Origin of the sequence: Streptomyces spectabilis, from assembly GCF_008704795.1 — a bacterium.
GTDB lineage: Bacteria > Actinomycetota > Actinomycetes > Streptomycetales > Streptomycetaceae > Streptomyces > Streptomyces spectabilis.
In genome coordinates, this window is record NZ_CP023690.1 from 5,381,210 (window position 1) to 5,395,283 (window position 14,074).

At 71.1% G+C, this 14,074-nt stretch carries 13 protein-coding genes; 8 read left to right on the top strand and 5 right to left on the bottom strand.

Annotation, left to right across the window (positions count from 1 at the left end):
* Positions 1–13 precede the first annotated feature (13 nt).
* Positions 14–772, top strand: coding sequence for a MerR family transcriptional regulator (locus CP982_RS23550; protein ID WP_150512344.1), 759 nt, complete (start codon positions 14–16; stop codon positions 770–772).
* 168 nt (positions 773–940) lie between these two features.
* A complete protein-coding gene (locus CP982_RS23555; RefSeq protein ID WP_150512345.1) occupies positions 941–2,104 on the top strand; it encodes a DedA family protein in 1,164 nt (387 codons plus the stop codon).
* Between the two features lie 23 nt (positions 2,105–2,127).
* On the opposite strand, the gene CP982_RS23560 is transcribed toward CP982_RS23555, so the two are convergent.
* Complete coding sequence (locus CP982_RS23560) at positions 2,128–3,783, bottom strand: threonine/serine exporter family protein (RefSeq protein WP_150512346.1); 1,656 nt, start codon at positions 3,781–3,783, stop codon at positions 2,128–2,130.
* Positions 3,784–3,981: 198 nt separating this feature from the next.
* Positions 3,982–4,473, bottom strand: a complete 492-nt coding sequence (locus CP982_RS23565) for an inorganic diphosphatase (protein WP_138966881.1) — start codon at positions 4,471–4,473, stop codon at positions 3,982–3,984.
* Between the two features lie 85 nt (positions 4,474–4,558).
* Between CP982_RS23565 and dacB the strand changes: the two genes are divergently transcribed.
* The 6 genes from dacB to folE all read left to right on the top strand — a co-directional run bounded on the left by dacB (position 4,559) and on the right by folE (position 12,225).
* A complete protein-coding gene (gene dacB, locus CP982_RS23570) occupies positions 4,559–6,082 on the top strand; it encodes a D-alanyl-D-alanine carboxypeptidase/D-alanyl-D-alanine endopeptidase (protein ID WP_150512347.1) in 1,524 nt (507 codons plus the stop codon).
* Positions 6,083–6,175: 93 nt separating this feature from the next.
* Positions 6,176–7,297: a zinc-dependent metalloprotease gene (locus CP982_RS23575; RefSeq protein ID WP_030679978.1), complete on the top strand. Its 1,122-nt coding sequence runs from the start codon at positions 6,176–6,178 to the stop codon at positions 7,295–7,297.
* Between the two features lie 237 nt (positions 7,298–7,534).
* A complete protein-coding gene (tilS, locus tag CP982_RS23580; protein ID WP_150512348.1) occupies positions 7,535–8,620 on the top strand; it encodes a tRNA lysidine(34) synthetase TilS in 1,086 nt (361 codons plus the stop codon).
* Positions 8,621–8,696: 76 nt separating this feature from the next.
* Positions 8,697–9,257: a hypoxanthine phosphoribosyltransferase gene (gene hpt / locus CP982_RS23585; protein ID WP_030679974.1), complete on the top strand. Its 561-nt coding sequence runs from the start codon at positions 8,697–8,699 to the stop codon at positions 9,255–9,257.
* A gap of 203 nt (positions 9,258–9,460) precedes the next feature.
* Entirely contained in the window at positions 9,461–11,506 is a 2,046-nt protein-coding gene (gene ftsH, locus CP982_RS23590; protein ID WP_144320226.1) for an ATP-dependent zinc metalloprotease FtsH, read from the top strand.
* A gap of 113 nt (positions 11,507–11,619) precedes the next feature.
* Positions 11,620–12,225: a GTP cyclohydrolase I FolE gene (folE, locus tag CP982_RS23595; RefSeq protein ID WP_150512349.1), complete on the top strand. Its 606-nt coding sequence runs from the start codon at positions 11,620–11,622 to the stop codon at positions 12,223–12,225.
* 291 nt (positions 12,226–12,516) lie between these two features.
* Here folE and CP982_RS23600 read toward each other — a convergent pair whose 3' ends face one another.
* Genes CP982_RS23600 through folB form a run of 3 tightly spaced genes read right to left on the bottom strand, consistent with a single transcriptional unit; the run spans position 12,517 to position 14,018 of the window.
* Positions 12,517–13,005, bottom strand: coding sequence for a DUF3180 domain-containing protein (locus tag CP982_RS23600; protein ID WP_150512350.1), 489 nt, complete (start codon positions 13,003–13,005; stop codon positions 12,517–12,519).
* A 60-nt stretch (positions 13,006–13,065) separates the two neighbouring features.
* A complete protein-coding gene (gene folK, locus CP982_RS23605; protein WP_150512351.1) occupies positions 13,066–13,662 on the bottom strand; it encodes a 2-amino-4-hydroxy-6-hydroxymethyldihydropteridine diphosphokinase in 597 nt (198 codons plus the stop codon).
* The gene (gene folB, locus CP982_RS23610) at positions 13,659–14,018 is read right to left on the bottom strand and encodes a dihydroneopterin aldolase (protein ID WP_030679955.1); all 360 of its coding nucleotides are present in this window, start codon (positions 14,016–14,018) and stop codon (positions 13,659–13,661) included. Before folB ends, folK begins: the two co-directional genes overlap by 4 nt.
* Between the last annotated feature and the right edge of the window lie 56 nt (positions 14,019–14,074).

Here is a 14,074-nt window from a genome sequence, read left to right on the forward strand (position 1 = left end):
AAAGGAGACAGCGGTGAGCTACTCCGTCGGACAGGTGGCGGCCGTCGCCAAGGTCACGGTGCGCACCCTGCACCACTACGACGAGATCGGCCTCCTCGTGCCCGGCGGGCGCAGCCACGCGGGCCACCGGCGCTACGACGACGCCGACCTCGACCGGCTCCAGCAGATCCGGTTCTACCGGGAGCTGGGCTTCCAGCTGGACGAGATCGCCACGCTGCTCGACGACCCCGCGGCCGACCCGCGGGAGCATCTGCGGCGCCAGCACGGGCTGCTCACCGAGCGCATCACCCAGCTCCAGGAGATGGCAGCCGCTGTCGAGACCGCCATGGAGGCGAGACGCATGGGGATCAACCTCACGCCCGAGGAGAAGTTCGAGGTCTTCGGAGACTTCGATCCCGACCAGCACGAGGAGGAGGTCGAGCGCCGCTGGGGCGACACGGAGGCCTACGCCGAGTCGCGCCGCCGCACGGCCGCGTACACGAAGGACGACTGGAAGCGGATCAACGACAGCATGGACGCGCTGCACGCGCGCATGGCGGACCTGCTCGACGCCGGCAGGCCCGCCGCGTCCGACGAGGCCATGGACGTGGCCGAGGCCCACCGGCTGCTGATCCGCGACAGCTACTACGACTGCTCGCACGAGATGCACACGTGCCTGGGCGCCATGTACGTGGACGACCCGCGCTTCACGGCCACGTACGAGGCCATCCGCCCGGGTCTCGCGGTCTACCTGCGCGACGCGATCGCGGCGAACGCGGCACGGCACGCATAGCGCCCGGAAGGGGCGCGGGCCGTGCGCCCAGCGGGATTCGAGCGGTGGAACCTGTCGCTCCCGGCCCGCGTTGATAGCTTTGAGCGGCGCGGCCGAAGCCATCACCACGCACGGCCCGCCCCGCACCCCCTCCGCCGTACGCCTCACACCCCACAGGAGCCCGGAACCGTGCAGACGCTTGCGCTCGGACCAAGCTGGTTGGACCCGGACTACCTGCTGAACCAGTTCGGTCTGTGGGGCCTGCTCCTGATCGTGTTCGCCGAGTCGGGTCTGCTCATCGGCTTCTTCCTGCCGGGCGACTCGCTCCTGTTCACCACGGGCCTGCTGATCACGACGGGCAAGCTGGACACCCCCCTGTGGCTGACCTGCATCCTGATCTGCATCGCCGCGGTCCTCGGTGACCAGGCGGGCTATCTCTTCGGCAAGAAGGTCGGCCCGTCGCTCTTCAACCGCCCGGACTCCAAGCTCTTCAAGCAGGAGAACGTCACCAAGGCGCACGAGTTCTTCGAGAAGCACGGCCCGAAGTCCCTGGTCCTGGCCCGCTTCGTGCCGATCGTGCGCACGTTCACGCCGATCATCGCGGGCGTCAGCGGCATGCGCTACCGCTCGTTCATCACGTTCAACATCATCGGCGGCGTCCTGTGGGGTGCGGGCGTCACGCTGCTCGGCGCCTGGCTCGGCAAGCACGAGTTCGTGCACAAGAACATCGAGGCGATCCTGATCCTGATCGTCCTCATCTCGGTGGTCCCGATCATCATCGAGTTCCTGCGGGCCCGCTCGCAGAAGAAGAAGGCGGCCGCCCAGGCCCCGACGGCCCCGGCGGCCCGGACGGCCCACGACGACACCCCCGAGAGCACCCCCGAGGCCGCCCGGCAGTACCAGCCGCAGCAGCCCCAGTACCCGGGCCAGCAGTCCCAGCAGCACCAGCAGTCCCAGTACCCGGGCCAGTACCCCGACCAGTCCCAGTACCAGGCCCAGCAGCCGCAGTACCCGGGCCAGCAGCACCAGCAGCAGTACCCGTACCCCGGCCAGCAGCAGCCCCCGCACCAGCAGTACGGCGGCCAGGGCGGCGGCCACCAGCAGTACGCCCCCCAGTACGAGGGCCAGCAGCAGTACCAGCCCCAGCAGCCGTACCCCTACGACAACCAGTACGACAACCAGTACGAGGGGCAGTACGACGGCCAGTACGGCACCCCCGCGGACGGCCAGCAGTACCAGCCCCAGCAGCCGTACCCGCACCAGCAGGGCCAGGGCCAGGGCCAGGGCCAGTACCAGGGCCGGCAGCCGCAGCACCCCGACGAGCCGCACCAGCACGGTCACCCGCGCTACTGACGGCGTAGCAGGAGTTACAAGAGCTAGAAGCCGCGCGTCCGCTTGGCCGCGCGGCGCCCCTGCGCCTCCTGCGGCCGCGGTCCCTTGAGGAAGAGCCGCGACAGCTCCCCGCCCAGGTTCACCCCTATCGCGATGGCGAGGGCGAGGGCCGCCGCCTTGGACAGGGAGGCGAGCCCCGGGTTGAGGTTGTTGCGCGCGATCTCCAGGAGCCCGAAGTACGTGGCGCTGCCGGGCAGCAGCGGACCGATTGCCGCCGTCACGAACGGCAGCGCGGACGCGTACCGGTAGCGCGAGAGCAACTGCCCGAACAGGCCCACCAGGCCCGCCGCGATGGCCGTAGCGGCCACCGGCGAGATGTCCCCGGCCCGGGCCAGGGCGCCGAACACGACCCAGGCCACGCCGCCGTTCAGGGTCACGAGCAGCACGGTTGAACGTTCCTGCTGGAGCAGGATCGCGAAGGCGCAGCTCAGCGCCATGGACGCGAGGATCTGGACCAGCGGCCGGTCGGTGGAGTGGATCGACGTCTCCGGGTTGAGCCCCGCGTCCAGCTGCACGCCCAGATAGAGCACGATGAGGACGCCGCAGACGATCCCGACGATCAGATACCCGACCTCCAGGAGCCGGGCGGCGGCGGTGATGTAGTAGCCGGTCAGGCCGTCCTGCACGCCCGCGACCAGGGCCCGCCCCGGGATCAGCGCGAAAAGGCCACCGGTGATCACCGCGGACGCCCGTACGTCCTGCAGGTCGAGCAGGCTGATCGCCACGCCCATCGCGGCGGGCGGCATCGCCGCCACCACGAACTGGTAGAACTCCGGAAGCCCGCGCCCCGCGCACAGCCACGCGAGCCGGTCGCCGAGCATCGCCCCGATCGCCGCCGCGATGAACACCACGAGCCCGCCGCCGACGAGCACGGACGCCGCGCCCGCGAGCAGCCCGCCGGCCGCCGTGAGGGCCCACCCCGGGTAGGGGTGGCGGTTGCGCCGGATCTCGGCGAGACGCCGGTAGGCCTCCTCGGGGGAGACGTCGACCTCTTCGGAGCTGATGTCGTCGACGAGCCGGAAGACGGCCTGCAGACGGGTGTAGTCGGTGCCCCGGCGGCGTACCGTACGCGACGCCGTGACGGGGTCGTCGACGAGCGACGGCTGGTGCGAGATGGCGATCAGCGTGAAGGTGACGTTCGGCTCGCAGCGGTCCAGGCCGTACGCGTGCGTGACGGCGAACATCGCCGCCTCCACGTCCTCGGCGCCCTCGCCGCCCGCGAGCAGCAGCTCCCCGATGCGCAGCGTCAGGTCGAGCACGCGCGGCACGGCGGGCCCGGACTCGTCCTCGTGCCGCTGCGTCGCCTCCGGGGCGGGGCGCTCGGCGACCGGGGTGCGCAGCATCGTGCGCATCCGGTCCTGCCAGGGCGCCTCCTTGGTGAGCCGGACCACCGGCACCCCGCCGGGCGGCGTGAAGGCCGACACCGCCTGCTGCCCGTCGTAGCTCTGCGGCGTGGTGAAGGCCGAGGACTCCTTGTCCTCGGGCGCGGCGGGGATTCTCAGCCCCGTGGGGATCGTGAACTCGGAGGACGGATGGTCCTCCTCCGGTGCCGTCGTCTGCTCGACCCCGCCCACCGGGGCGAAGGCGCTGCGCGCCTCGTCCGACTGCGGCTTGCGGTCCTCGTCCTCCGAGTCAGCCACCGGTCCCGCCTCACTCTCCCCTTTGCGCCTAAGCCGGCGCCGCTCTCGCGGGTGTGGTCACCCGCCGTTGGGGTTTCTCAATTGATGGTTGCTGTGATTGATCCTTGCCGCTTTTGCTCGTCTCAGTATGCGTCCGGGCGCACAAAGGGGCCGTGTGGCCCCAGGAGGGGTCACACGGCCCGTTCGTACGCGTGAGGCTCAGTGGCCGCCGTTGCTCTGGAAGCGCTTGTACGAGGCCTCGATCTCGGCCTCGGCGTCGGCACGGCCGACCCAGTCGGCGCCCTCGACGGACTTGCCCGGCTCCAGGTCCTTGTAGACCTCGAAGAAGTGCTGGATCTCCAGGCGGTCGAACTCGGACACGTGGTGGATGTCGCGCAGGTGCTCGACGCGCGGGTCGGAGGCCGGGACGCACAGCAGCTTGTCGTCGCCGCCCGCCTCGTCGGTCATCCGGAACATGCCGATCGCGCGGCACTTGATGAGGCAGCCCGGGAAGGTCGGCTCGTCAAGAATGACCAGTGCGTCCAGCGGGTCGCCGTCCTCGCCGAGGGTGTTCTCCACGAAGCCGTAGTCAGCCGGGTAGCTGGTGGACGTGAAGAGTCGACGGTCCAGGCGGATACGGCCGGTCTCGTGGTCGACCTCGTACTTGTTCCGCGAACCCTTCGGAATCTCGATGGTGACGTCGAACTCCACGGGTGGCTCCTCCATGATCAGCACATACTTCGGGTGGTTAAGTGTCCCTCACGCAGATGTGTGATCGCGAAAGGGGCAGGTCGTCGTGGACGAGCACGTGACTTGGCGGTGGCTTCGGCGGCCGCTGCCGCTGCTGCGGCGGCTTGCCGTCAAGCCTGCCGGGCAACTCCGGACAGCCAAGACATGGCAGGTCACGACGGGCTCCGCCGCCGTGGGCCTCGCCGTCGCGGCCGTGGCGGTCACCGCGGCCGGGCCCTGGGACTCCTCCGGTCAGCGTACGGCGGAGCGTCGCTCCGCCGCCTCTCAGGAGGCCGGGGGTGGCGCAGATCACCTCGGCTTTCCGGGTTCGGGGGGCCCCGGGGCGGCGCCGAGCGCCCCGGCCGTGCTCGCCGGGCTCGGCGCCCCCGCCCGCGCGAAGCCGGGCGGCAAGGCGCTCTCCGACGTCCTGGAGCCGGTCCTGAAGGACCGGGCACTCGGCCCCGAGCGCTCCGCGGTCGTCGTCGACGTCGCCTCCGGCAAGCGCCTGTACGGCGAGCGCGCGGGCGACGCCCTGACGCCCGCCTCCACCACGAAGATCGCCACGGCGGTGGCCGCGCTCTCGGCCGTGGGCCCCGACCACCGGCTCAGCACGCGGACCGTCCTGGAACCCGGCTCCCGCGAGGTCGTCCTCGTCGGCGGCGGCGACCCGACGCTGACCGCGCGCAAGGACGGCCGGTACGTCACGGGCTTCGCCAGCCTGCGCGATCTGGCCGACGACACGGCCCGCGCCCTGAAGAAGCGCGGCACCAAGGGCCGGGTGACGCTCTCCTACGACACCTCCCGGTACGCGGGGCCCGCGCAGCACCCCATCGGCCCGAACGAGAACATCACGCCGGTCAGCTCCCTCATGGCCGACGAGGGCCGCCTCGACGACTCCACGTCGGGCCCCGCCCCGCGCAGCACGGACCCGGCGGCGGACGCGGCGCGGAAGTTCGCGGACCTGCTGCGCGAGCGGGGCGTCGACGTGAAGGGCGACCCCGGCCCGGCCAAGGCCTCCGCCCGCGCGGGCAAGCTCGCGCGGACCTCCTCGCCCGCCCTCTCCGTGCTCGTCGAGCGCATGCTGACCCACAGCGACAACGACATCGCCGAGGCCCTCGCGCGCGAGACCGCCCGGGCGAGCGGGGAGCGGCCGAGCTTCGCCGGCGGCTCCAAGGCGATCCGCGCCCGGCTGAAGAAGCTCGACCTCCCCTTGGCGGGGGCGAAGTTCGCCGACGGCAGCGGCCTCGACCGCGCGGACCGGCTCAGCGGGGACCTCCTGGCCGCGCTGCTCGCCCGCGCCGCCGACCGCGACCACCCGGAGCTGCGCTCGGTGGTCACCGGGCTGCCCGTCGCGGGCTTCACCGGCACCCTCGTCGACCGCTATCCGAAGGGGTCGCCGGGCACGGGTCTGGTCCGCGCCAAGACCGGCACGCTCACCGGCGTCAACGCCCTGGCCGGCACGGTCGTCACCGCCGACGGGCGGCTCCTGGCCTTCGCCTTCATGACGACCGGCACGACGGACGCGGTGGGGGCCCAGGCGGCCCTGGACGCCATGGCCTCGGCGACGGCCGCCTGCGGCTGTACTCCGTAGCGGTGTCCCAAGGCCCCGGCACCGGGCCGCGAGCCCGGCTGAAGGGCGCCCCAACCCGGTACGCGCGCGCGGTCGACCACGTACCGTTGACACATGACGAGCCTCGGTGGTGCGGAGATGGTCGACTGGAATCTCGCGGTGGCGACCGCGACCCGGCTCGTGCGGCCGGGCCCGGAGGTGAGCCGGGACGAGGCCCGCGCCGTGGTCGCGGAGCTGCGCAGGCACGCCAAGTCCTCGGAGGAGCACGTCCGTTCCTTCACCAGGATGGGGACGGAGGAGACCCATGACACGCCCGTGCTCGTGGTCGACCGCGCGGGCTGGGTCCGGGCGAACGTGGCCGGGTTCCGCGAGGTCCTCAAGCCCCTCCTGGAGAAGATGAAGGACCGGCGCGGCGGCGGCCCGGGCGGCGCCGTCCTGGGCGCGGTCGGCGGCAAGGTGACGGGCGTGGAGCTCGGCATGCTGCTCTCCTTCCTCGCTTCCCGGGTCCTCGGCCAGTACGAGACCTTCGCCCCGGCCACCCGCGAACTGCCCGCCGGGGCGAACGGCGGCGGCAGGCTCCTCCTCGTGGCACCGAACATCGTGCACGTGGAGCGCGAACTGGACGTCGACCCGCACGACTTCCGCCTCTGGGTGTGCCTGCACGAGGAGACGCATCGCACCCAGTTCTCGTCCGTGCCGTGGCTGCGCGATCACCTGGAGGGTGAGATCCAGGCGTTCCTCGGGGAGACCGAGGTGGACCCGATGACCGTCCTGGAGCGCATCAGGGAGGCCGCGCAGAGCCTCGCGGGCGGCCGTCCCGAGGCCGAGGAGGACGACGGGGGCCGCTCCTTCGTGGACCTGGTGCAGACGCCCACGCAGCGCGAGATCCTGGCCCGTCTGACGGCCGTGATGTCGCTCCTGGAGGGCCACGCGGACTACGTGATGGACGGTGTCGGGCCCGGTGTCGTGCCGTCCGTCGGCGAGATCCGGGAGAAGTTCAAGGAGCGCCGCCAGCGCGGTGCGAGCCGTCTGGACCAGGCGCTGCGCAAGCTCCTCGGCCTGGACGCCAAGCTGCGGCAGTACCGCGACGGGGAGCGCTTCGTGCGGGCGGTCGTCGACGAGGTCGGCATGGACGGCTTCAACCGCGTGTGGACATCTCCGAACACGCTTCCCACCAAGGCGGAGATCGCCAAACCAGCGGACTGGGTCGCGCGGGTGCACCGTAAGGCAGACTGAGCGAACAGATGCGGCTGACGGCAGGAGAACGCCCCCGTTATCACCCGTCCGAGGGACCGTGGGGCATGGGTAGGCGTGCAATGCTCGGGTAACGGCTCGGTTCTGTCACCATCGACACACTCTCAGTGACCGATTGTGTGGGGATCATGGGATCCGTACCTCGCGACCCCCACGCGAGGGCGCTGAGTGACAGCCCCGAGGCTCACCCCCCGAACTTCATGAAGGGAACCAACCGGAATGGGTCCCCATCCTGCGGTCGCGGCGATACGCCTGGCGGTCCGCCGCGTACTCCACGACGTACTGACCGACGTCGCCGCCCAGCGCGAACTCGACTCCCTGCACGCCCCCCACGTAGACGCGCACGCCTTCCAGACCCCACACCCGGCACTCCCCGCACACGAGCCGCCCCCCTCGCCGCTCGTGCTCGTGGCGTGCTCGGGCGGCGCCGACTCCATGGCGCTCGCTTCCGCGCTCGCCTTCGAGGCCCCGAAGCTGGGCATCCGCGCCGGTGCCGTCACCGTCGACCACGGTCTGCAGGCGGGCTCCGACCTGCGTGCCGCCGAGGTCGTCGCGCGCATGACCGCACTCGGCCTCGGCCCGGTCGAGTCGCTCGCCGTGTCGGTGGGCCGCGACGGCGGCCCGGAGGCCGCCGCCCGCGACGCCCGGTACGCGGCCCTGGACGCCGTCGCCGACCGCCACGGCGCCGCCGCCGTGCTGCTCGGGCACACCCGCGACGACCAGGCCGAGACGGTCCTGCTCGGTCTCGCGCGCGGCTCCGGCATCCGCTCCCTGTCCGGCATGGCCGCCGTGTCCGGCACCCACGGCCGCTACCGGCGGCCGTTCCTGCACATCGACCGGCAGACCGCGCGCAAGGCGTGCATGGTCCAGTCCCTGCCGGTCTGGGACGACCCGCACAACGCGGACCCGGCCTACACCCGCTCCCGCCTGCGCCACGAGGGCCTGCCCGCCCTGGAGAAGGCGCTCGGCAAGGGCGTCGTGGAGGCCCTCGCCCGGACGGCCCAGCTCTCCCGGGACGACGCCGACGCGCTGGACTCCTGGGCCGCCCAGGCCGAGGCGTCCGTACGGGACGCGTCCGGCCGCCTGGAGTGCGCGAAGCTCTTCGCCCTCCCGCCCGCGGTGCGCCGCCGCATCGTGCGGCGGGCGGCCATCGAGGCCGGTGCCCCGGCGGGCGCGCTGTTCGCCCGGCACATCGAAGAGGTCGACCGGCTCATCACCGGATGGCGCGGTCAGGGGGCCATCAATCTCCCGGGCAAAGTCGTCGCCCAGCGGCAGGGTGGCAGACTGGTGATCCGGCAAGGCTGACGCGGAAGACCGGTGGCAACTGGTTCCAGCTGTTTTCCCGACTCTTCTCCGCGGGCCGGTGGGACGACCGAAAGTGATGCGGGTGGACGCGAAAGACATGGGCACCGACCTCCAGTCGGTGCTCATCACCAAGGAAGAGATCGACGCGAAGCTGGCTGAGCTGGCCGCGAAGATCGACGCGGAGTACGCGGGCAAGGACCTGCTCATCGTCGGCGTGCTGAAGGGCGCCGTCATGGTCATGGCGGACCTGGCTCGCGCCCTGTCCACCCCGGTCACCATGGACTGGATGGCCGTGTCGTCGTACGGCGCGGGCACCCAGTCCTCCGGCGTGGTCCGGATCCTCAAGGACCTCGACACCGACATCAAGGGCAAGCACGTCCTGATCGTCGAGGACATCATCGACTCCGGCCTGACCCTGTCCTGGCTGCTGTCCAACCTCGGCTCGCGCGAGCCCGCGTCCCTCAAGGTGTGCACGCTGCTGCGCAAGCCGGAGGCCGCGAAGGTCGCGATCGACGTCGAGTGGGTCGGCTTCGACATCCCGAACGAGTTCGTCGTCGGGTACGGCCTGGACTACGCGGAGAAGTACCGCAATCTGCCGTTCGTGGGCACCCTCGCCCCGCACGTGTACGGCGGCTGACGGCGCTCGAGTTGCGCGGGGTGGCCCGGGCGGCGTAAGACGCCCGGGAACCCCCAGCCGTTTCCCGCCGTTGGAGCATGCGAAGGCCGGATTGCCAGCAGTCCCGTGCGGCTTCGGGTCACAATGCTGGGGTACCGTCCGAAGAACAGTCTTTTATCAAACTCACTATGGCAGGAGGTACGGAGCGTCATCGCTCCGTGTGGATGGACGTGAAGCGATACTTCCGTGGGCCAGTCATGTGGATCGTCCTGGCCGTCCTTGCCGTGGTCGTGTTGATGCAGGTCGTCGGTTCGGGCGGCGGCTACAAGACAGTGGACACCGGCCAGGTCGTGCAGGCCATCGACGAGAACAAGGTCAAGTCGGCCAAGCTCACCACCGGCGATGACCACACCATCAAGGTCGAGCTGAAGGACGGCCAGAAGGTCAAGGGCGGCAGCAAGGTCCAGGCGAGCTACATCGGCGACCAGGGCGTCGAGATCGCCAAGTCCCTGCAGGCCAAGTACGAGGACAAGCAGATCCCCGACGGTTACACCGTCTCCCCGTCGAAGCAGAACCCCTTCGTCGGCATCCTGCTGTCCCTCCTCCCCTTCGTCCTGATCGTCGTCGTCTTCCTGTTCCTGATGAATCAGATGCAGGGCGGCGGCAGCCGGGTCATGAACTTCGGCAAGTCCAAGGCGAAGCTCATCACCAAGGACACCCCCAAGACGACGTTCGCCGACGTCGCCGGTTCGGACGAGGCGGTCGAGGAGCTCCACGAGATCAAGGAGTTCCTCCAGGAGCCCGCCAAGTTCCAGGCCGTCGGCGCCAAGATCCCCAAGGGCGTGCTGCTGTACGGCCCGCCCGGTACGGGCAAGACCCTGCTCGCGCGCGCCGTCGCGGGCGAGGCGGGCGTCCCGTTCTACTCGATCTCGGGTTCCGACTTCGTCGAGATGTTCGTCGGTGTCGGTGCCTCCCGTGTCCGTGACCTCTTCGAGCAGGCCAAGGCGAACGCCCCGGCGATCGTCTTCGTCGACGAGATCGACGCCGTCGGCCGCCACCGCGGCGCCGGGCTCGGCGGCGGTCACGACGAGCGCGAGCAGACGCTCAACCAGCTGCTCGTCGAGATGGACGGCTTCGACGTGAAGGGCGGCGTCATCCTGATCGCCGCCACGAACCGCCCGGACATCCTCGACCCGGCCCTCCTGCGCCCCGGCCGCTTCGACCGGCAGATCGCCGTCGACCGTCCGGACATGCTGGGCCGTCTGGAGATCCTCAAGGTTCACCAGAAGGGCAAGCCGGTCGCCCCGGACGTCGACCTCGCGGCGGTCGCCCGTCGCACCCCGGGCTTCACCGGCGCGGACCTGAGCAACGTGCTGAACGAGGCGGCGCTGCTCACGGCCCGCAGCGACAAGAAGCTCATCGACAACCACATGCTGGACGAGGCCATCGACCGCGTCGTGGCGGGCCCGCAGAAGCGGACCCGGATCATGTCCGACAAGGAGAAGAAGATCACCGCGTACCACGAGGGCGGACACGCCCTGGTCGCGGCGGCTTCCCCGAACTCCGACCCGGTGCACAAGATCACGATCCTGTCCCGCGGCCGCGCCCTCGGCTACACGATGGTCCTCCCGGACGAGGACAAGTACTCCACCACGCGCAACGAGATGCTGGACCAGCTGGCCTACATGCTGGGCGGCCGCGCGGCGGAGGAGCTCGTCTTCCACGACCCGACCACCGGTGCGGCGAACGACATCGAGAAGGCCACCGCCACGGCCCGCGCGATGGTCACGCAGTACGGCATGACCGAGCGGCTGGGCGCGATCAAGTTCGGCGGCGACAACACCGAGCCGTTCCTCGGGCGCGAGATGGCGCACCAGCGGGACTACTCGGAAGAGGTCGCGGCGCTGGTCGACGAAGAGGTCAAGAAGCTCATCGAGACCGCGCACAACGAGGCCTGGGAAATCCTCGTCGAGAACCGCGACGTCCTGGACAATCTGGTCCTCGCGCTGCTCGAGAAGGAGACCCTCGGCAAGGAGGAGATCGCCGAGGTCTTCGCCCCGATCGTCAAGCGCCCGGCCCGCCCGGCCTGGACGGGTTCCACGCGGCGCACGCCGTCGACCCGCCCGCCGGTGCTCTCGCCCAAGGAGCTGTCCCTGACGAACGGTGCGAACGGCGCCACCCCCGCGGTGACCGCCTCCAGCGGTTCCAGCGGCTCCAGCGGTGAGACCAAGTCCCTTGAGGTGGCTCCCGAGGACCGCCCCGAGAGCTGATCCCGCGCGCCTCAGCAGGCCCGGAATGGATGCCGTGCCCCCCTGGTTCTAGCCTGGGGGGCACGGCTCTTTTCGGCCGTCCGCAAGTACCAGGAACCAGGAACGAGGCACAGATGACCGACCCCGTGACGCTGGCCGGCGAGGGCTCGATCGGCGAGTTCGACGAGAAGCGGGCCGAGAACGCCGTGCGGGAGCTGCTGATCGCGGTCGGCGAGGACCCGGATCGCGAAGGCCTGCGCGAGACTCCGGCCCGGGTGGCGCGCGCCTACCGGGAGATACTCTCCGGGCTCCGCCAGGAGCCCGAGGACGTCCTGACGACCACGTTCGACCTGGGCCACGACGAGATGGTCCTGGTGAAGGACATCGAGATCGTCAGCCTCTGCGAGCACCACCTGCTGCCGTTCCACGGCGTGGCGCACGTCGGGTACATCCCCGCGGACTCCGGCAAGATCACGGGCCTGTCGAAGCTGGCCCGCCTCGTCGATGTGTACGCCCGCCGCCCGCAGGTCCAGGAGCGGCTGACCACGCAGATCGCCGACTCCCTGATGCGCATCCTCGAAGCGCGCGGCGCGATCGTCGTGGTGGAGGCCGAGCACATGTGCATGTCGGTGCGCGGCATCCGCAAGCCCGGCGCCAAGACCACGACGTCGGCGGTGCGCGGTCAGCTCCGGGACGCGACGACGCGGGCCGAGGCGATGAGCCTGATACTGGCGCGCTGAGGCGGCTGAGAGGCCCGTACACGGCATAACGGCCCTCCGGGGGAGCGGGAGCTCCTGCGGAGGGCCGCGGGCGTCTGTGGGGCCTGTGAGGCGCTGTGGGGCCTCGGGGTGCGATCGGGGTGCGCTCGGGGGGCCTGGCGGGGCCTGAGGGAGCGCTGGTGCGCCTCGGGGGGGCGTGCTTGCGGGGCCCGGTTGATCGTGTCCGTGTCACGCCGCCGGGACAGCCGGGCCGCTGTGGTCCGGGCAGGCGGCCGTGGTCCAGGCGAGCGCCGGGGTGCCTCGGGGAGTGGGTCAGGCCGCAGGGGCCGCGCCGCCGTGTTCGTCGTCGCCGTTCTCCGGCAGCTTGCACACGCGCTCCAGGAAGAACGCGGCCGCTATCACGCCGATGCCCGCGAGCACCGAGAAGCCCGCGTAGTACGCCTGGTCGCGGCGGTCGGGGATGTCGAGGAACTCGAGCATGAAGGCGCCCACGCCGCCGTACATCCCGCAGACCAGGGCCGCGACCAGGGCGCTCGCCTGGCCGAAGACCACCGCGCGGGCCGCCATCAGCGGCTCGACGCCCTTGGCACCGGGCCGCCGCTCGCGCTGGGCCCGCAGCCGGGCGCGCAGCGAGATCGCCGTGGCGAGGAGCACCACGGCGATCACGGCGAGGACGATGGGCGCGGCGAGGGGCACGCGCGGCAGCGTGCCCACGGAGTTCCACAGCCGGGCGCCCGCCCAGGAGAGCACCCCGGCGACGACGAAGAGGCCCGCCAGCGTCCTCACGCGCAGTTGCTTCATTCCGGAGGTCGCCCCTTTTTGCCTCTGTCCCGCTTCAGCCTTCTCGGTAGACCCTAACGACTACTCGGGCAGGCGGAGTTCCAGGTCGGCGCGCGGCGTGACGCCTTCGCGGGTGACGCTCGCGAGCAGGTCCGCGACCGGGCCGCGGCCGGTGAGCCGTGCCTCCGGCTCCACGTCGTGCCACGGGGCGAGCACGAAGGCCCGCTCGTGCGCGCGCGGATGCGGCAGGGTGAGCGCCGGGTCGTCCGAGACGACGTCGGCGTACGCGACGATGTCGACGTCCAGCGTGCGCGCGCCCCAGCGCTCGTCACGGACGCGGTGGAAGGCCTCCTCGACGGCCTGCGCGCGCTCCAGGAGCGAGGCCGGGGGGAGCGTGGTCTTCACGACCACCACCGCGTTGAAGTACGCCGGCTGCGAGCCGGGCTCGACGCCCCAGGGCTCCGTCTCGTACACGGGAGAGACGGCCTTGACGCGCAGGCCCGGGGTGTCCTCCAGGGCGTCGACGGCTCCCTGGAGGGTCTCCAGGCGGTTGCCCAGGTTCGCCCCGAGGGAGAGCACGGCGCGGTGGGGGTTGGAGAGCGTGGTGTCGGCGGCGTCCACCTGCTCCACGACGGAGGCGGGTACCGGCTGGACGGTGGGGTCGCTGTGGGGGGTCATACGCGGCTCCGGGTGATGGTGACGGTCACGTCGTCGAACGGGACGGTGATCGGGGCGTCCGGCTTGTGCACGGTGACCTCGACCTCCAGGACGCCCTCGTGCTTCAGGCAGGCCTGGGCGATGCGCTCGGAGAGCGTCTCGATGAGATTCACCGGCTCGCCCTCCACGACGGCCACGACCTCCTCCGCCACGATGCCGTAGTGCACGGTCTTCGCCAGGTCGTCGTCGGCGGCGGCCGCACGGGTGTCCAGACCAAGCACCAGGTCCACGATGAAGGTCTGGCCCTCTTCGCGCTCCCGCGGATAGACACCGTGGTGCCCGCGGGCCTTGAGGCCGCGCAGCGCGACACGATCCACGCGAATCACTCCTGACAGTCGTCGGTACGGCCGGTCCCTGCCGAGTGCGGTCGGCA